The following is a 16,840-nucleotide window of genomic DNA, read 5'->3' as shown; positions in this document are numbered from 1 at the left end:
CAGCCTCTCAGGGTAAATCAACGACAAAATAGTACGCTAAGCGCGTGATGAGGCTGGCACCCAGCGATAAAGCGTAGGAACGGATACGTCCAGGTTCTTGGCCACGTCCTTGAGTGGTACACCGCTGGCCAGCAGCTTCTTGGCTGACTTAATTTTGTTGTCGTTCATCTTGGGTTTGCGACCACCCTTGCGGCCAAGCTGCTTGGCGACTTCCAGCCCGGTACGGGTACGTTCGACTGTCAGTTCGCGCTCCATCTCGGCCAGGCTGGCCATGACGTGGAAGAAGGACCGACCAGACGGCGTGCTGGTGTCGATGGAGTCGGTGAGGCTTCTGAACTGGATACCTTGTGTGCGCAGTTTGTTGACCAGATCGACCAGTTGCTTGACTGAGTGGCCCAAGCGGTCCAGCTTCCAGACCACCAATGTGTCGCCCTCGCGCAGCATTTCGAGCGCTTTGACCAAGTCTGGACTATTTGCTCGCGTGCCACTTACCTTGTCTTCAAAGACCCTCTGGCACCCGGCCTGAATCAAAGCTTTGCATTGCAATTCAAGGTTCTGATCTTGCGTCGAGACGCGCGCATAGCCGATCAGCATGGCGTGTCGCCGTCTGCATCCTGACGAACGGCAAGTAACTGTTGAAGCAATTCCGGTAGTGCTGTCTGCACGGTGTCCCACACGACATCGAGGTTGACGTCGAAGTAGCCGTGGGCGATGCGGTTGCGCATACCGCGCATACCGCGCATATTACGCCACGGCACTTGTTCGTGTGTCTGAGTGAACTCGATATAGCCATCCATGACCTTCGTGGCAGCCTCGCCAATAATGATAAGGCTCATGATGACGGCTTGCTGGGTTCGTTTGTCCCCAAGAAAATCTTCTCTGGTCAGGCCCTCTATGAAACCGCATGCATCGGTTGCAGCTTGCTGTATGTGGTCAAGGTAATCCGGAAGACGGTACTTGCTCATACCGGTTGCGCCTCTGCAAGCACTTTGGCCCGGAATTTAGGCGGCAGGTCGCCGGGCGTCAGCAAATCGACGTGAATACCAAGCAGCGATTCCAGCTCGTCTTGCAGGCCTCCCAGGTCGAACAGCGTCGCATCAGGCAGTGCGTCAACCAGCAAATCAATGTCGCTGCCATCCTGGTCGGTGCCATGTAGTATCGAACCGAAGACACGTGGATTCGCCGTGCGAAAACGGCTTACGGCTTCACGCACTGCATCTCGGTTCATGTCGAGCACAACAGATGGTCGCATGGCCATCCCTTGTTATCAAAACTCATCAAAATGGTAAGTTATTGAGAATGGGATTTCAAGGCCTGGTTCCTCAGATCGAAATTATTACGAGAGTTGAAACAGCCTGGCCGCATTGTCATAAAACAGCTTGTCCAGAATTACATCCTTGAAACCCAGCTGCTGGAAGTCCTCAATACTCTGGCGAATCGGGCGGAAGGTATAGGACGAGCCAAACAGTAATTGCTCGGACAGAAAGCTATTGGCTGCCTGCACATAGCCCTCGTTTCCCGGCTGAAAAATGTACATATCCGGCACCAGATGCACGTTCTCGTACAGAAAGGCCAGGCCTATGGCCTGTTGCACATTGGGCCAATAGCCGTGATAGACCACTAAAGGCAGATCCGGGAAGGCTTTGGCCACTTTGGCCAGCCCGGCCGGGTCGTTGTAGCGCGGGTCCGGTGTGGTGGGGCCACTCATCAAAAAGACGGGTACTTTCAGGTGGCGCGCCAGTTCGTAAACGGGCCAGTAAACCGGGTCATCGGGGTGACGTGCTGGAACACCAAAACCCGGCTCGATATCAATGCCGGACAAGCCCAGCTCCTTGATGGCGCGTTCCGCCTCGGCCAGGGCTGGCTGCTCGCCTTGCAGAGCCGGATCAATACCGGCAATGCCCAGCAATTCATCGTGTCCGTGCACGATCTGATGAATGGTGTCGTTGGGCAAATGTTGCGACGGTGTGTGGCGGCCTACGACGACCGCTTTACTCAGTCCGGCCTGGCGCACTTCTTCCAGAAAGCCTTCCTGGCTAAGTGACTTTTCAAAGTGAGTATCGCTGCCACGAGTGCCAACGCGGCGGTTTAGCCAGCGCGCGGTGGCATGTTCTGGCGTACCAGGTTCGGCCCCGAAAAACTTGTGCAGAAAGGCAGGTCGGCAGCGTAGATCGATTATTTTCTGGCTCATGATGCAGAGGAAAGTTGCTGATTTTGAACACCGCGTGCGTCAAAGGCACCGCCGGTCTGGGCGCGATCACTGACGGTGACGGCCCGTTTGCCCAGAAGTGGAAACACCAGCTCGGCAAAGCGTATGGATTCTTCCAGATGGGGGTAGCCCGAGAGCACAAAGGAGTCCGCACCCAGGTCTATGTATTCCTGCAAGCGCTGGGCCACGGTTTGGGCGTCGCCCACCAGTGCGGTGCCTGCCCCACCCCGTACCAGCCCCACCCCTGCCCACAGATTGGGCGAGACTTCCAGCTGATCGCGACGGCCACCATGCAAGGCCGCCATGCGTTTCTGGCCTACCGAGTCCATGCTGGCGTAGTTGGCCTGTGCTTTGGCAATGTCCTCGTCCGTCAATTTGCTGATCAGACGATCCGCCTCGGCCCAGGCTTCTTCATTGGTTTCACGTACGATCACGTGCAAGCGCACCCCCAGCCTCAATTTGCGACCACGGGCGGCGGCACGGCGGCGGATGTCCTCAAATTTCTTGCCCACAGCAGCCGGTGGTTCGCCCCAGGTCAGGTAAGCATCGACATGCTCGGCAGCCAGTTCATGGGCGGCGTCCGAGGAGCCGCCAAAGTACAAGGGCGGATAGGGTTTTTGCACAGGCGGGAAAAAGTTGCGGCCATTCTCTACCTTGAAATGCTTGCCCTGAAAATTCACGGTGTCGCCAGAGAGCAATTGACGCCAGATCGTCAGGTATTCATGGGCGTATTCATAACGGGCATCGTGGTCCAGAAACACGCCTTCGGCGGCCAGTTCGGTGGCATCGCCGCCGGGCACCACATTCAGCAGCAAACGGCCATGCAGGGCCTGGTCCAGGGACGCTGCCTGACGTGCGCTGGAAACGGGTGCGCCCAAAGAGGTACGCAGTGCCACCAGCAGCTTGATGCGCTGGGTAACAGGAACCAGGCTGGCCGCCACCACCCAGGGATCCAGGCAGGAGGCGCCGGTAGGAATCAGCAAGCCGTCATAACCCAGGTTCTCGCTGGTGACGGCAATGCTGCGCAGATACTCGTTGGTAGGCGCGCGGCCAAAGTCGGATTTGCCCAGATAACGGGTATCGCCCGAGGTGGGCAGGAACCAGAAAATATCGGGTGTGGTGGAGGTGATTTGGCTCATGCTGCCTGCGCCTCCAGAACAGAGTTTCGCAGTGGCAAACGCGTTTGAATACTGTGCAGTACCGGCACGGCCAGATCAACGGTGCGCTGGATGTGCTGTTGCAGGGCGGCGCTGGTGACTTCGCCGTCCTGAATCTCCTCGGGCGTGGCATAGACCCCGATGGGCAGGGTCAGCGCCTGGAAGAAGCTGAACAGGGGACGCAGCTGATGTTCGATGACCAGGGCATGGCGTTGGCTGCCGCCAGTGGCGGCCAGCAGTACAGGCGTGCCGTTCAGGGCATTCATGTCGATCAGATCGAACAGGTGCTTGAGCAAGCCCGGAATGCCCGCGCGAAAGATGGGCGAGCCCACGATCAGAAAGTCGGCCTGCTCAATGGCGGTGATGGCCTGATGCGCATGGGCGGGCAAGGCATCGGTGGACAGGGCCGCGCCCAGTTCGGGCAGCAGGCTGACCAGTTCGATGTTTTGCACGTCCAGTGCCAGTTGGTCGTTCAGTGTGTCGCGTAGCGCATCCAGCAGCACTTGCGTGCGGGAGGGACGGTGCAGGCTCCCATTCACAATAACGGTTTTCAGAGGGCGGCTCATGGCAATTCCTTGCAGTGAAATCAGGACAAGGTGCCGCCAGAAAACGGGGGCACCTGTGCGAGTCAATGTCTTGTATTACATGCCTGATCGTCGCGACCACGAAAGACAATTCGCTCATGTGTTTATGGTCGATAAGCGTCCTTACTCTTTTGATTTGCTTATGAAAATCAGTATTGTTGAATGTGAAAAAATGAGCTGCCAAATGGCATGAGCATGAACTGTGTCAGGAGTTCGTCGCCGGTCTTTTTCGGGGTCAAATAAAGCGATCGGAACGGGAGTGCCAGAACTGGATAGTGCGCCGCTACGTTGTGCCAAAGCTGGATAGTTCGGCGCCAAATGGCTTCATAGAATGAAACCAGGTCAATCCGGGGGGATTGGCATCCGACTGTGTGGGAAACACAGCGGCTTTTATTTCTATGAGAGAGACAAGTCATGACTCAAAACAGCACCCCACCCTATATCGACATTGAAAAACGCATCGACAAGGTACGCGACGAATACGCGCTGGTTGAAGGCCACTTCGATACGTCCGAGGAAACCTCCCCCTGGATTCCTTTCGGCCCCAATATCTGGCTGCGTCACCTGAGCTTTGATATTCGCAACAACACCTCGGTGCACATCATGCGCGCTGACAAAGGTGGTTCTTTGGGGCGTCATCGCCACCGCGCTGTGGTGACCGGCTACATTCTGTCCGGCAGCCTGCGCTACGAGGAATACGATTGGGTGGCCCGCGCCGGTCATTACATCCACGAAAGCCCCGGTCGCACGCACACCCTGGTGTCCGACGAAGGCATGGAAACCCTGTTTCACCTGGGCACGCCTATCGAGTTCCTGGACGAGAACGACAACATCCTGGAAATCATTGATGTGTTCTGGATGATCGACCACTACACCAGCTACTGTAAGAAGCACAATCTGCCCATCAACAAGTCCATGTTCATCTAGGACTGTTTGATGCTTGTGTGCCGTGTCTGCCCCGTTTGATGGGGCAGTTCCTTGAAGCGTTGCTGGTAGTAGGCAGAAAACCGCCCCAGATGCCCAAAACCATGCGCCAGTGCCACCTCGGTGACGTTGGGGCGGGGTCGGCTTTGCAGCACCTGATGGGCGGCGTCCAGACGCAGATTGCGTACCCAGCTCATGGGGGACTGTTTGTAGTGACGACGGCACAGCAGATGCAGGAAGCGGGGACTCACACCCGCTGCCTGCGCCAGATCATCCAGTGAGATGTTGCTGTGCAAATGCGCCAATACATAGTTTTTAGCTTGGAGCAGACGCATCTGCCCTGCTCGGGCCGCCGCTCCCATGGACTCATCCACCAGAGTCTGCACGGCTTGTTCATCGGCAGGATGACACAGCAGGAACAAGGCCAGGCTGCTTTCAATATGCTGTGTCCAGTTGGCTGGACGGTCGCCATGTTGCGTCGGTAGCAGAAGCAGATGCTGGATGAGGTTGGCCCATTGTGGGCCCATACAGGGGTCCAGTTTGTAGACGCAGCCTCGGGTCATGCCCTCTTGTGTCAGCGTCTGATGGCCCACACCGTCAAATAGGCTGTAGGGGATTTTCACGATCAGCTGTTCGCAACCGGCTTGCCACAAGGTGCGCACATGGTGGCGAGGGGATACCACCGCAATATCGCCGGGATAGGCCGTTAGTTTGTGATGGCCATCGCTGATGAATTCGGCCGTACCCTGCAAAGGCATTTGCACCAGACAGAAGTCCCCGAAGGCATCGGCCTGGATTTCCACTTCGGCCCCGTAGCCCAGTCGCATCAGGCTGATCTGATCAATATCGCGACGGTACAGGCTGGTGTTGATGCGCCCGCGACCCCAATGCAGGGCATGCCGGGAAATGGCCCGGCTAAGCGGCTGATGAGATAGCTCGGCGCTGTGCGAATGAAAGATTGGATGGCGGTACAACACCGACAGATCCAAGCCATTTTCTGCCGACATTGGGAACCCCTTGTTCCAGAGCATAAGGATGCGCGTGACCAGCGCCTAGTGTAAAAGTTGAGCGGCTGGGTGGGCATGGGGGCTATCCCTGATCGGGGCTGGTCGGTTTCAGAATATTATTTATTTACAGATAGATAGCCAGTTTTCTATTTTATTTAAGTTTAAAAGAAGCTGTCTGCTTCTTGGTGCTGTGGTTGAGGCTTGAAGAAGTCGGCAGCAGGAGTTTTAACGCCCCTGGGCCCGATCCCCTTTCAAGGTCATGACGGCGCTTTCCACTGTCGCAATCATCTTGCCGTCTTCTCGCTGGATTTCACAGCGGTAATGGCTGATGCTGCGCCCGCGATGCGTGGCCCAGGCATGGGCTTGCAGCCGCTCTAGCCAGACTGGCCGCAGAAAGGTGGCTTTCAGATCAATGCTGGTAAAGCTCTCGCCTTCCTGCATCAAGGTGGAATGGGCCGTGCCGATGGCGGCATCGGCCAGTTCGCACAAGAGGCCGCCATGGACCGTGCCCTGCTGGTTGCCATGCAAGGCAGCGTCTGCGTCCAGTTCCAGCGTGGCGCTGGCTTCATCTATAGCAGTAATACGAAAGTTCAGTAGCCGGGAAATCGCGGTGGGGTAACGCATATGCGTGTGCTCGCCTTCGGCCAGTGTGCCATTCAGTTGGCGTTGCAGATATTCCAGTACGGGTAAGTGGCGAGATGAGCTTGGCATGGTGGCTCCAGTCGTTGCTAGGCGATTTGAGAATGTGGTGCTGGCCGTGAGGGTGGCTCTTGGCGGATCAATACATAGTGAATGACGTTGTCAGTGTGGTGGCTTAGCTTAAAAGCGCTTGCACCGGCGGATTCACGTCGCAAACGGAGAGGGTCATGCTGCGGTCAGCCTTAAATAAAAGGTCGAATAATCAGTTGTAGACCCAGGGCCGCCAGAAACAGCAGCAAGCATTGCTTGAAGCGGCGCGGGCTGATGCGTACGCGGATCTTTTGCCCCAGCCACATACCCAGCAAAGCCGGAACAATCACCAAGGTGGACATGCCCAGCTGGTTCAGCTTGAACACATCGTGCATGAACAGACCGCCAGCCAGCGCGATGGTGGAGATTGTGAAGGACAGCCCCAAGGCTTGCACCAGCTCGTCTTTATCCAGATTCAGGGCCTGCAGATAAGGGACGGCTGGCATCACAAAAACGCCGGTAATGCCGGTCACCACGCCGGTCACCAGACCAATCAAGGGTGACAGCCAGGGCTCGAAGCGGGGCGACACGGTCAGGGCGGGGGCGATAAGCGCATAGCCTGCATACACCAGCAGCGCGATGCCCAAGGCCATGCCCGATAGCTGTGGTGAGGTACTGGCCAGCAGCGTTGAGCCCCAGAGCGTGCCCAGCACAATGGTCAGCATCATGGACCAGAGTCTGCGCAGCAAAGCCAGCATGGACGGCCCGGCAAAGCATTGCCAGACATTGGTGATGAAAGAAGGCAGCACCAGCAAGGCGGCGGCCGAGGCGGGCGACATCACCAGACCCAGCAAGCTCATGGCGACCGTGGGCAGTCCCATGCCGGTAATGCCTTTGACCATGCCCGCTATCAGGAAGATGGCACTGAGCAGAAGAAGGAAAGAGAGAGATTCGTGCATGCCTGTATTGAAGCGTGGCAGGCAGGTGCACACAATGTGGATTTAAGGCGCTATCCTTCGGTTTATCCGAAGGTTTTCAGGAGTGGTGATGCGACTGGGTCTGGCCGATCTGCATTTGTTCTTGAGCATTGTGGATGCAGGTAGCATCACACAGGGGGCGGTACGCGCGAATCTGGCTCTGGCTTCGGCCAGCGAGCGTTTGCGCCGTATCGAGGATGATGCCGGCGTTGCTTTACTGGAGCGTCTGCCACGGGGAGTCGTCACCACAGAGGCAGGCGAGGCGCTGGCCCACCATGCCCGTTTGATGCTGCGTCAGCATGATCTGCTGAAAGGCGAGTTGCAGGATTTCGCTGTTGGAGCGCGGGGGACTTTGCACCTGTATGCGAATACGGCGGCCTTAACCGACTTTCTGCCGTCCCGCCTGGCACCCTGGCTGGCACAACGGCCGAATCTGCATATCGAGCTGAAAGAGCGTACCAGCGCAGATATTGTGCGTACGGTTGCCGCCGGTTTGGCCCAGGCCGGTGTGGTGTCGGATGCAGTGCAGGCACCGGGGCTGGTGCTGGAGCCGGTTGCCAAGGATCATCTGGTGCTGATTATGGCTGCGGCTCACCCCTTGGCGGCACACAGCAAATTGAGCTTGCAGGATGTTCTGCATGAGCCCTTCGTGGGCCTGATGCCGGGTAATGCCCTGCAAGACCATCTGGACGAACATGCTCGCGCAGCAGGCCATGCTTGGGTGCAGCGCATCCGTATGAAAACCTTCGAAGGGCTGTGCCAGATGGTGGCCCACGGTGTGGGCCTGGGGATTGTGCCGCAAGGCGTAGCCAGCCGCTACAAGCGTCGCCATGGCTTTGTGGCGCGGCCTTTGAGTGACGCCTGGGCCAAGCGCTCCTTGTGCCTGTGTTATCAGGACTGGGGCGCCCTATCCAAACCCATGCAGCGCTTGTTGCAGCATTTGGGGTCTAAGGAGACTGTTTGAGTCCACATTTTTTGTGGAAACGTGTTCACGGAGCTGCATGCTTTCCAAGCAGCCAGGGGACAGATGCCAGGCGTAAGGTTCGTGCTGGTTTCCGCATTTGTTGGCGGGCTCAGCGATCTGTTTTTCTATTGCTGGTGCTTTGCAACTCTGTCGTTTGATGACTGGCTCTAATGCCGGAGCTCACCTTCTTTGTTTTCGCTTAACACCCTAGTGGGCCAGGCTGACAAATAGTGAGCGGCCGGTGACCTTATTCCAGCCCTTCCAGTTTGCTGGCAACAAGCGGCTCTTGCGATTCTGCTGGCTCTGCCAAGTTGATCTTCACTCCAATATCGGCCGGTTTCGCGTAGTGCAGGCTGCTGGTCACCAAGGCATTGACACCCGTTGCGGCATAGGCGGCTGCGTTACCTGCATGAATCCCGCCCGCTGCCAGAATGGTGACGTTGGGATGCGCTTTGCGCAGCGCAGGCACAATTTGTGCCAGGGTCTCGGGCGGGACTTTGTCGAACTGCACCACGTCCGCACCCGCCTGAGCCGCGCTGTAGGCTTCGTCCAGATCCGCCGCTTCAATCACGATTTTCTTCTCGCACAAGGCGTATTTGTGACGGGCAATCGCATGGCCCACCTCCTCCCAGCCACCCATCAGCGCGCGGTGCTGGGGGAAGATCAAAATGGTTTCGCCCAGTCCCAGCCGATGCGGCATGGCTCCGCCCGATAGTGTGGCTTTCAAGGCCAGCTTGCGTACCCCAGGCGCATGTTTGCGAGTGGTCAGCACAGCCACCGAGGCATCTACCGTTTGCACGGCTTGCACGACTTGATGTGTCAGGGTGGCGATGCCGCAGGCAAACTCCAGCAGGTTCTGGCCGACCTTCCAGGCGCGCAGCAAGGCTTTGGCGGGGCCTTGTGCCAGCAAAATGGTCTGGCCGGGCATGGCCGCCACACCGCTGGGGGTGTAGTGCTGAGTCCGGCCGCCGCAAGAGCGCACAATCTCGGCCACCTCCTCAGTGCCTGCCACGCGGATATGGTCACGCACGACGTAACGCAGTGTGGTGTTCTGGTTGTGCAGTCCCAGCATGTGGCTGGTCAGATCCAGGTAGGAGGCATCCTCGCCAATCCATTGGTCGATTTGGCTTTGTTCAAAAAAAACCGTCATTTTTGATTCCCGTAGCGCCGCAGCGCCCAAAAGCAGGCTAATGCCGTCAGCCCCAGCAAGCAGGACAGCGCATTGGCACAGTCTGTGTCGCCATCCAGGACGGCGTTGTAGATAGATAAAGACAGGGTTTCGGTACGACCTGCGATATTGCCACCCAACATCAGCGAAATGCCCACTTCTCCCATGGCCCGTCCGCCTGACAGAATCAGTCCGGTGGCCAAGGCAGGACGCAGCAAGGGCAATTCCACCCGGAAGAAGTAGGACCAGGTGCCGTGGCCCAGTGTGGCTGCCGCTTCACGCAACCGTGGCGACAGGCTGTTCATGCTGTTTTGCACGGGTTTGACCATCAATGGCAGCCCGGCGATAAAGGCGGCGATCAGCAAGGCCGCGGGCTGAAAAACAATATTGGGTGACCAGCCGGTGGCACTGGCCAACCAGCACTGCCTGCCCAGGGCAAGCAGCAGCAAGTAACCGATAACAATCGGTGGGAAAACCAGCGGCAGGCTCACCAGTGAATCGAGTAATCCGTGGCCTGGGAAGCGCTTTCTGGCCAGTACCCAGGCCAGGGTTACCCCCAGAACCAATTGGGCCACCAAGGTGGCGGCCAGCACATATACACTCAGGCCCAGCGAGCTACTGGAGCAGCTCATCCAGGCGGACATCACAGGCCGTGACGCTCAAGAATGGATTTGGCCTTGTCCGAGCCCAGGAACTGGGCCCAGGATTGCAAGGCAGGGCTTGCAGGACGGTCCTTGAGCACGGCCAGGCTCAGATCAATCGGGTCGTGACATTGGGCTGGCATGGGCAGGATGGTGCCCAGCTTGTCCTTGTGGGCCAGCGCTTCGCTGCGGTTGATGAAACCGGCGTCCACCTCGCCATTGAGCAGATAGGTGGATACCTGCGGCAGCATGGCGACTTCAATGCTGCGACCCTCGGCCTGGATTTTTTCGCGTTCCATGCAGGTGGTGGCGGCGCGGCCGTAGACGGTTTTCTTGGCGTCGCCGATAGCAATGCGGGCATAGCTGGGCTGCTGCAAGTCCTGGATGGAATCAATGGTCTTGCCCTTGGGCACGGCCAGCATCAGGGCACCCTGGCTGATGTTCACAAACTGCTGGGCAATGCCCATGGGTTCCAGAAAAAAGCGGTCGCCAATAATGGCAGCAATGTCTGGATTTTGCTCGCTCTGAGCCCGGACCTGCTGCATATTGCCAAAGCTGCTCTCTACCGTCAGGCCTGTTTCTTTATTGAAGGCTTCCATCAATTCCGTGACGGGTTTGCGGTAGCCTGCGCCAGTAGCGATTAGCAGGTCGGAGGCCTGAGCGGTGGTGGACAGTGCCAGCAGGCTGGCGGCAGAAAGCAGCAGAGATTTCATAGGGTTTCCTGTCAGTAAAATTCGTTATGAGTTTGAGTTTATAACGAGAAGAAGCAGACAGGGATGTTCGTCACGCTCTGAAGCCGGAGCCCCGAGACTTTAGCCTGCTTGAAGACTTGGAAATGCTGCTTGTGCCGAGCGACGACTCAACTTCCTCTTTGCCACAAATCTGGAACTAGGAGGCGAAAAAAATCCCCATCCTGAACCAGCAAGATGGGGATTTTGGGACACTGTTACCCGGAGTCAGGCTCCGGGCGACATCGTGTGTTTCAGGCTTGAGCGGCTTTGAATGCCAGACGCCATTGGTGCAGCAAAGGCTCGGTGTAGCCGTTAGGCTGTTCCAGACCCTTCAGAACCAGATCCTGAGCGGCGCGGAAGGCAAAGGAGCCTTCGAAGTTGCCGGCCATGTTCTGGTAGGCTGGGTCGCCTGCATTTTGCTGGTCAACCACAGCAGCCATGCGCTGCAGGGTTTCAACCACTTGTTCGTGGGTGACGATGCCGTGCAGCAGCCAGTTGGCGATGTGCTGGCTGGAGATACGCAGGGTAGCGCGGTCTTCCATCAGGCCCACGTCGTGGATGTCCGGTACTTTGGAGCAGCCCACGCCCTGGTCAATCCAGCGCACCACGTAACCCAGGATGCCCTGAGCGTTGTTGTCCAGTTCTTCCTGGATTTCCTTGGCGGACCAGCTGGTGTCAGTGGCCACAGGAATGGTCAGGATGCTGTCCAGGTAGTCGTTGGTGTCGCCTTCCAGACCCTTCTGGACGTCGACCACGTTGACTTGGTGGTAGTGCAAGGCGTGCAGCGTGGCAGCGGTAGGCGATGGCACCCAGGCGGTGTTGCCACCGGCCTTCACGTGACCAATCTTCTGTTCCAGCATTTCAGCCATCAGGTCAGGCATGGCCCACATACCTTTACCGATCTGAGCGCGACCACGCAGACCGCATTGCAGGCCGATCTGAACGTTGTTGCGCTCGTAGGCAGGCTGCCAGTCAGCTTGTTTCATGTCGGCCTTGCGCACCACGGCACCCGCTTGCATGCAAGTGTGGATTTCGTCGCCCGTGCGGTCCAGGAAGCCGGTGTTGATGAACACGACACGCTCGGTGGCCTGGGCAATAGCTGCTTTCAGGTTCACGCTGGTGCGGCGCTCTTCGTCCATGATGCCCAGCTTGACGGTGTTGGGAGCCAGACCCAGCAGGCTTTCCACACGGTCAAAGATCTCGCTGGCAAACGCCACTTCGTCAGGACCGTGCATTTTGGGTTTGACGATGTACAGCGAGCCGCTGCGCGAGTTCTTCTTCAGTTCCAGATCGCGCATGCCGATCAGGGTGGTGATCACGGCGTCCAGAATGCCTTCAGGGATTTCGCGACCTTCGCCGTCAATGATGGCGGGGTTGCTCATCAGGTGACCGACGTTACGCACGAACATCAGGGAGCGGCCAGCCAGAGTCTGGGTAGCGCCCGTCAAGTCGGTGTACTGGCGATCGTCAGCCAGGCGGCGCGTAAAGACCTTGCCGTCTTTCTTGATTTCTTCGGTCAGCGAACCGGTGACCAGACCCAGCCAGTTGCGGTATGCCAGGACCTTGTCGTCGGCGTCCACGGCAGCCACGGAGTCTTCGCAGTCCATGATGGTGGTCAGTGCGGCTTCCAGAACGATGTCTTTCACGCCAGCCGGGTCGGTCTTGCCGATGGGGCTGTTGGGGTCGATCTGCAGTTCAAAGTGCAGGCCGTTGTGCAGGAACACGATGGCTTCAGGCGCATCGGGCTGACCGCGGTAACCCAGCAGGGTCGAGGCGTCTTTCAGACCGGTGGTGCCGCCGTTTTCCAGGGTGACGCGCAAAGCGCCGTCAGCGATGGTGTAGGAGGTAGCCTGATCGTGGCTGCCTTGAGCCAGAGGAATGGTGTCGTTCAGGAACTGACGGCCAAAGGCGATAACCTTGGCACCGCGCACGGCGTTGTAGCCACCGCCACGCTGAGCACCGTCAGTGTCAGGGATGGCGTTGGTGCCGTACAGCGCGTCGTACAGGCTGCCCCAGCGTGCGTTTACGGCGTTCAGCGCGTAACGTGCGTTCATGATGGGCACAACCAGCTGAGGACCACCTTGTTCGGTGATTTCGGTGTCGACGTTGGTCGTGTTGACCTTGACGTCGGCAGGCGCTTCTTTCAGATAGCCGATGGAGCTCAGGAAGCTCTTGTAGGCAGGCATATCGGTGATGGGGCCTGGGTTGGCCGTGTGCCACTTGTCCAGTTCGACTTGCAAGCGGTCGCGTTCGGCCAGCAAGGCGCGGTTTTTAGGTGCCAGATCATGGACCAGCTTATCGAAACCAGCCCAGAAGGCTTCGGAGGAGATACCTGTGCCGGGCAGGGCTTCTTGTTCGATGAACTGATGAAGCACCTCGGCGACTTGCAGTCGCTGGCAGGAGATTCGAGTGGTCATGTGTACCCTTGCTGATAGTTAAAAGTGATTCGGTACAGCGGCAGGCCAAAACGGCCTTGCTAACTGCAATTACCTGGTCAAGAGCACTTTCAGATCTTGCTGAAATCGCGGGTGACAAAACCCACGCGGCGCCAGGACACAAATGACATCAGAGGGCGAGCAAATGCTTGAAGCGAAAATCATTAAAATACGCTAACCCATTGTAAATTAGCCTAAATACAAGCTAATTTGCGCGATGACGAGCTATGTCTCACACGCATGCCGAGCACACTGCCAGGTTGGATAACTTAAATTATGAAGGACTGACGCTAGCTGGATTTAATACTAAAAGTATTAAGACTACATACTTAATGTATTTACTGGATTTGGGCAAGTCTTATATATGAGGTAGAAGACGTGCCTGACTTCCACTTGCCATCATAAGCTGCCTCATCTGGTCCCGCTTGAAATACCTGATATGCCCGCCAAGCCGCTTGTCTAGCGCCATTAGCATAAAAACAGGGTCTTGGGTCAAGGGCTTGCGCCAGGGCTCTACCTGCCTGATCCCGGGAAAATGGAATTTGCCTAAAACCGGGGTAAAGCTGCCTGTTTAAATGGGGCCTGTGAGTAAATTCAGTCTCAAAACCAACGATAGTCGTGTCCATTGTGTGGACAGTGGGGCTTGTGATTCAGTCAAAAACCAGTAACGACATTTGCTTTGGGTGGGTCTGGGGCTGGGCTGCCTTGCTCGGATACGGCAAGACACTGGGGCGCTAAGCGAGCCATTGCAAAGGTATATGGGTGATGGCTTTAAGCACAGGCGAAACCGATAGCCGAACGTCTGTATTGGGGAGCGATGGTTCGCGAAAGCGGCAGACGGTCAGGCCTGTCTGTTCGGCTGGTGCGTGAGCGTCAGGATCAGGCGGCTGAATTTGTCATGGAGTCGTGTAGGAGGCGGAACAATAAACAGCTTATGATGCTTGCAGATCTGCTTGTCTTTGTTTCCCCTTGGAATACTTGTTATGTCTGATCCCAGCGGTTTTTCTCGTATCACGTCCACGCCGGAGCTGATTCCATTCAATGGCTATCAGGATGCCGGCCAGGCTTTGGAGCAGCTGCGCCATATTTACGACCGCAACACCGCTTTTTTGCGCGACTCTTTTGCCCAGTGTCTGGAAACCGGATTTCCACGCGGGCAGCGCTTCAGAGCCTGCTACCCTGCCGTGCGTTTGCGCGTCGATACCTATCAGGAAGTGGATAGCCGTCTGTCTTATGGGCATGTGGTCGAGCCCGGCGTGTACATGACCACCATTACCGCTCCTGGCCTCTATCACGATTACTTGCTGGAGCAACTGGAACTGCTGCTGCGCAATCACGGTGTGCAGGTGGAAGTGGGGGAATCCTCCGTGCCTATCCCGCTGCATTTCGCCCTGAATAATGGTGTGCAGTCCACGGTGACAACCGTGCCTGAATCGCCCGGTGACACCTTGCGCGATCACTTCGATGTACCGGATCTGGCGTATATGGACGATGCCATCGTCAACGGTACGTGGGAGCGCGTGCATAACGAACCCTTGCCGCTGGCGCCTTTTACTGCGCCGCGTATCGATTACTCCTTGCATCGTTTGCAGCACTACAGCGCTACTCGTCCCGAGTACTTTCAGAACTTTGTGCTGTTTACCAATTATCAGTTTTATGTGGACGAGTTCTGCCAGTGGGCGCGTGAAGTGCTGCAGGCGGATGATCAAGGCTATATAGATCTGGTGGAGCCGGGCAATATCATCACTCCGGCGGGTGCGAATGCATCGACAACCGGTTCGCCTTTGGCTCGCGCGCCGCAAATGCCCTCGTATCACTTGCGCCGTGCCGATCATTCCGGCATCACTCTGATCAATATCGGCGTGGGGCCATCCAATGCCAAGACCATTACTGACCACGTTGCCGTTCTGCGCCCTGCTGCCTGGCTGATGCTGGGCCATTGCGCCGGTTTGCGTACTACTCAGCGCCTGGGTGATTACGTACTGGCACATGGCTATGTACGTCAGGATCACGTGCTGGACGAGGATTTGCCTACTTGGGTGCCCATCCCTCCTCTGGCGGAAATTCAGGTTGCCCTGGAGCAAGCCGTGGCCGAGGTGGCCGGGCTGTCAGGTTGGGAGCTGAAGCGCATCATGCGCACGGGTACGGTGGCGTCTATTGATAACCGTAATTGGGAATTGCGAGACCACCACGAGCCGGTGCGGCGCTTGTCGCAGTCGCGGGCGATTGCGCTGGACATGGAGTCCGCCACCATTGCTGCCAATGGTTTCCGCTTCCGTGTCCCGTATGGCACCTTGCTGTGCGTGTCGGACAAGCCTTTGCATGGCGAGCTGAAACTGCCGGGTATGGCCAGCGAATTCTATGCACGTCAGGTTGGCCAGCATCTGCATATTGGCATCCGGGCGCTGGAACTGCTGCGCGAGATGCCCAAAGAAAGGCTGCACTCGCGCAAGCTGCGCAGCTTCCTGGAAACGGCGTTTCAATAAGATATTGCAGGCCTTGTCAGTGCCTCTGCGCCTGGGTGAGCTGTTGGCTCGTAGCACTGACTCACCATTTTTAGTGGTTTGAGAGCAGGCCGGGCTACCAAGTGGAGCACGGCCTCTTGGTTTCTTTGAGGACAGCAGATACTCATATGGTTAAAGCGTTTCAAGATTTTTATGCCGACAACTTCAGCCATTGCTACGGTTGTGGCAAACACAATCCCGACGGGCATCAGCTTAAGAGCTACTGGGACGGCGACGATACCGTGGCCTGCTACACCCCCAAGCCGATTTACAGCGGTGGCGTGCCCAATCATGTGTATGGCGGCTTGATTGCCTCCTTGTTGGACTGCCACGGTACTGCTTCTGCGGCAGCCTTCATCTATAGGGATCTGAATATCGAGATGGGCACCAGCGAGGAGCCGATCCGTTGCGTGACAGCCTCCCTGAAAGTGGAGTTTCGGCGTCCCACTCCAATGGGGACAGAGCTGACGGTACAAGGCAAGCTGCGTGAGCTGGATGGACGCAAGGTCTGGGTGGACCTGTCGCTTAGCGCGAATGGCGAAGTTTGTGCGACGGGTGAAATGCTGGCGATACGCTTCAAGGAATAAGCGGGATTTTTTTGGGGCTCAGCGGTCAACGTGCTTTGACACGGTGTCTTGGACTTGCTGATCGCTCAGAAGGAAGCTGGTTTTTGATATTTGTAGGCTGTAAAGAATGCCCTCAGGTTGTGCCGCCGATTTATGGCATTTCTTTCTTCGAGGGTAACCCGGAGGTTGAAAGTATCCCCACGCTGCGCTCGTAGGCTGCTGCTTTCATGAGGTTTGTTTTGTGCGGGGCAGCCAGACAATAAAAAGCCGGGCCCATTCAGGCCCGGCTTTCAGTCTTTCAAAC

At 57.2% G+C, this 16,840-nt stretch carries 17 protein-coding genes; 4 read left to right on the top strand and 13 right to left on the bottom strand.

From position 1 onward, the window contains the following. Window positions 1–36: 36 nt before the first annotated feature. The 6 genes from OSH04_RS16330 to msuE all read right to left on the bottom strand — a co-directional run bounded on the left by OSH04_RS16330 (window position 37) and on the right by msuE (window position 3,932). Window positions 37–594, bottom strand: a complete 558-nt coding sequence (locus tag OSH04_RS16330) for a recombinase family protein (protein ID WP_083055188.1) — start codon at window positions 592–594, stop codon at window positions 37–39. Next, window positions 588–965, bottom strand: a complete 378-nt coding sequence (locus tag OSH04_RS16325; RefSeq protein ID WP_266108859.1) for a HepT-like ribonuclease domain-containing protein — start codon at window positions 963–965, stop codon at window positions 588–590. Before OSH04_RS16325 ends, OSH04_RS16330 begins: the two co-directional genes overlap by 7 nt. Then, the gene (locus OSH04_RS16320) at window positions 962–1,252 is read right to left on the bottom strand and encodes a nucleotidyltransferase family protein (RefSeq protein WP_266108858.1); all 291 of its coding nucleotides are present in this window, start codon (window positions 1,250–1,252) and stop codon (window positions 962–964) included. Before OSH04_RS16320 ends, OSH04_RS16325 begins: the two co-directional genes overlap by 4 nt. A gap of 84 nt (window positions 1,253–1,336) precedes the next feature. After that, window positions 1,337–2,191 (bottom strand): amidohydrolase family protein, encoded by an 855-nt coding sequence (locus OSH04_RS16315; protein ID WP_266108857.1) that lies wholly within the window; start codon window positions 2,189–2,191, stop codon window positions 1,337–1,339. Beyond that, window positions 2,188–3,348, bottom strand: coding sequence for an FMNH2-dependent alkanesulfonate monooxygenase (ssuD, locus tag OSH04_RS16310; protein ID WP_021447128.1), 1,161 nt, complete (start codon window positions 3,346–3,348; stop codon window positions 2,188–2,190). Before ssuD ends, OSH04_RS16315 begins: the two co-directional genes overlap by 4 nt. Continuing rightward, window positions 3,345–3,932, bottom strand: coding sequence for an FMN reductase (gene msuE / locus OSH04_RS16305; RefSeq protein ID WP_009461190.1), 588 nt, complete (start codon window positions 3,930–3,932; stop codon window positions 3,345–3,347). The genes ssuD and msuE overlap by 4 nt, the downstream gene beginning before the upstream one ends. 432 nt (window positions 3,933–4,364) lie before the next feature. On the opposite strand from msuE, the gene OSH04_RS16300 reads away from it, so the two are divergent. Further along, the gene (locus OSH04_RS16300; RefSeq protein WP_009461189.1) at window positions 4,365–4,877 is read left to right on the top strand and encodes a 2,4'-dihydroxyacetophenone dioxygenase family protein; all 513 of its coding nucleotides are present in this window, start codon (window positions 4,365–4,367) and stop codon (window positions 4,875–4,877) included. On the opposite strand, the gene OSH04_RS16295 is transcribed toward OSH04_RS16300, so the two are convergent. The 3 genes from OSH04_RS16295 to OSH04_RS16285 form a co-directional block, all read right to left on the bottom strand. Next, window positions 4,874–5,881, bottom strand: a complete 1,008-nt coding sequence (locus tag OSH04_RS16295; protein WP_203145236.1) for an AraC family transcriptional regulator — start codon at window positions 5,879–5,881, stop codon at window positions 4,874–4,876. The two genes, OSH04_RS16300 and OSH04_RS16295, sit on opposite strands and share 4 nt — an antisense overlap. A gap of 225 nt (window positions 5,882–6,106) precedes the next feature. Continuing rightward, window positions 6,107–6,592: a PaaI family thioesterase gene (locus OSH04_RS16290; RefSeq protein WP_251197087.1), complete on the bottom strand. Its 486-nt coding sequence runs from the start codon at window positions 6,590–6,592 to the stop codon at window positions 6,107–6,109. Between the two features lie 170 nt (window positions 6,593–6,762). Next, window positions 6,763–7,509, bottom strand: a complete 747-nt coding sequence (locus OSH04_RS16285) for a sulfite exporter TauE/SafE family protein (protein ID WP_266108856.1) — start codon at window positions 7,507–7,509, stop codon at window positions 6,763–6,765. A gap of 88 nt (window positions 7,510–7,597) precedes the next feature. On the opposite strand from OSH04_RS16285, the gene OSH04_RS16280 reads away from it, so the two are divergent. After that, window positions 7,598–8,491: a LysR family transcriptional regulator gene (locus OSH04_RS16280; RefSeq protein ID WP_115634755.1), complete on the top strand. Its 894-nt coding sequence runs from the start codon at window positions 7,598–7,600 to the stop codon at window positions 8,489–8,491. 247 nt (window positions 8,492–8,738) lie between these two features. On the opposite strand, the gene modD is transcribed toward OSH04_RS16280, so the two are convergent. The 4 genes from modD to OSH04_RS16260 all read right to left on the bottom strand — a co-directional run bounded on the left by modD (window position 8,739) and on the right by OSH04_RS16260 (window position 13,448). Next, window positions 8,739–9,641 carry a ModD protein gene (gene modD / locus OSH04_RS16275; protein ID WP_266108855.1) on the bottom strand — a complete coding sequence of 301 codons (903 nt, stop codon included), beginning with the start codon at window positions 9,639–9,641 and terminating at the stop codon, window positions 8,739–8,741. Continuing rightward, entirely contained in the window at window positions 9,638–10,291 is a 654-nt protein-coding gene (modB, locus tag OSH04_RS16270) for a molybdate ABC transporter permease subunit (RefSeq protein ID WP_266108854.1), read from the bottom strand. The genes modD and modB overlap by 4 nt, the downstream gene beginning before the upstream one ends. Before the next feature lie 11 nt (window positions 10,292–10,302). Beyond that, window positions 10,303–11,013 carry a molybdate ABC transporter substrate-binding protein gene (gene modA / locus OSH04_RS16265; RefSeq protein ID WP_266108853.1) on the bottom strand — a complete coding sequence of 237 codons (711 nt, stop codon included), beginning with the start codon at window positions 11,011–11,013 and terminating at the stop codon, window positions 10,303–10,305. A gap of 269 nt (window positions 11,014–11,282) precedes the next feature. Further along, window positions 11,283–13,448 (bottom strand): malate synthase G, encoded by a 2,166-nt coding sequence (locus OSH04_RS16260; RefSeq protein WP_254002528.1) that lies wholly within the window; start codon window positions 13,446–13,448, stop codon window positions 11,283–11,285. A 1,001-nt stretch (window positions 13,449–14,449) separates the two neighbouring features. Between OSH04_RS16260 and OSH04_RS16255 the strand changes: the two genes are divergently transcribed. Both OSH04_RS16255 and OSH04_RS16250 read left to right on the top strand, forming a co-directional pair. Next, a complete protein-coding gene (locus OSH04_RS16255) occupies window positions 14,450–15,952 on the top strand; it encodes an AMP nucleosidase (protein WP_026483878.1) in 1,503 nt (500 codons plus the stop codon). A gap of 146 nt (window positions 15,953–16,098) precedes the next feature. Further along, window positions 16,099–16,557 carry a PaaI family thioesterase gene (locus tag OSH04_RS16250; RefSeq protein ID WP_035269302.1) on the top strand — a complete coding sequence of 153 codons (459 nt, stop codon included), beginning with the start codon at window positions 16,099–16,101 and terminating at the stop codon, window positions 16,555–16,557. Window positions 16,558–16,840: the final 283 nt, after the last annotated feature.

Origin of the sequence: Alcaligenes nematophilus (assembly GCF_026344155.1) — a bacterium.
GTDB classification, from domain to species: Bacteria; Pseudomonadota; Gammaproteobacteria; order Burkholderiales; family Burkholderiaceae_B; genus Alcaligenes; species Alcaligenes phenolicus.
Note: the sequence above shows the minus strand (reverse complement) of the source record. Positions and strands in the feature narration are given on the sequence as shown.

Excerpts from the sequence above, each read along its gene's own strand:
- OSH04_RS16290 (WP_251197087.1), bottom strand. The coding sequence starts at position 6,592 with ATGCCAAGCTCATCTCGCCACTTACCCGTACTGGAATATCTGCAACGC.
- OSH04_RS16315 (WP_266108857.1), bottom strand. The coding sequence starts at position 2,191 with ATGAGCCAGAAAATAATCGATCTACGCTGCCGACCTGCCTTTCTGCAC.
- modB (WP_266108854.1), bottom strand. The coding sequence starts at position 10,291 with ATGAGCTGCTCCAGTAGCTCGCTGGGCCTGAGTGTATATGTGCTGGCC.
- OSH04_RS16320 (WP_266108858.1), bottom strand. The coding sequence starts at position 1,252 with ATGCGACCATCTGTTGTGCTCGACATGAACCGAGATGCAGTGCGTGAA.
- OSH04_RS16285 (WP_266108856.1), bottom strand. The coding sequence starts at position 7,509 with ATGCACGAATCTCTCTCTTTCCTTCTTCTGCTCAGTGCCATCTTCCTG.
- modA (WP_266108853.1), bottom strand. The coding sequence starts at position 11,013 with ATGAAATCTCTGCTGCTTTCTGCCGCCAGCCTGCTGGCACTGTCCACC.
- ssuD (WP_021447128.1), bottom strand. The coding sequence starts at position 3,348 with ATGAGCCAAATCACCTCCACCACACCCGATATTTTCTGGTTCCTGCCC.
- modD (WP_266108855.1), bottom strand. The coding sequence starts at position 9,641 with ATGACGGTTTTTTTTGAACAAAGCCAAATCGACCAATGGATTGGCGAG.
- OSH04_RS16260 (WP_254002528.1), bottom strand. The coding sequence starts at position 13,448 with ATGACCACTCGAATCTCCTGCCAGCGACTGCAAGTCGCCGAGGTGCTT.
- OSH04_RS16330 (WP_083055188.1), bottom strand. The coding sequence starts at position 594 with ATGCTGATCGGCTATGCGCGCGTCTCGACGCAAGATCAGAACCTTGAA.
- OSH04_RS16255 (WP_026483878.1), top strand. The coding sequence starts at position 14,450 with ATGTCTGATCCCAGCGGTTTTTCTCGTATCACGTCCACGCCGGAGCTG.
- OSH04_RS16295 (WP_203145236.1), bottom strand. The coding sequence starts at position 5,881 with ATGTCGGCAGAAAATGGCTTGGATCTGTCGGTGTTGTACCGCCATCCA.
- OSH04_RS16280 (WP_115634755.1), top strand. The coding sequence starts at position 7,598 with ATGCGACTGGGTCTGGCCGATCTGCATTTGTTCTTGAGCATTGTGGAT.
- msuE (WP_009461190.1), bottom strand. The coding sequence starts at position 3,932 with ATGAGCCGCCCTCTGAAAACCGTTATTGTGAATGGGAGCCTGCACCGT.
- OSH04_RS16250 (WP_035269302.1), top strand. The coding sequence starts at position 16,099 with ATGGTTAAAGCGTTTCAAGATTTTTATGCCGACAACTTCAGCCATTGC.
- OSH04_RS16300 (WP_009461189.1), top strand. The coding sequence starts at position 4,365 with ATGACTCAAAACAGCACCCCACCCTATATCGACATTGAAAAACGCATC.
- OSH04_RS16325 (WP_266108859.1), bottom strand. The coding sequence starts at position 965 with ATGAGCAAGTACCGTCTTCCGGATTACCTTGACCACATACAGCAAGCT.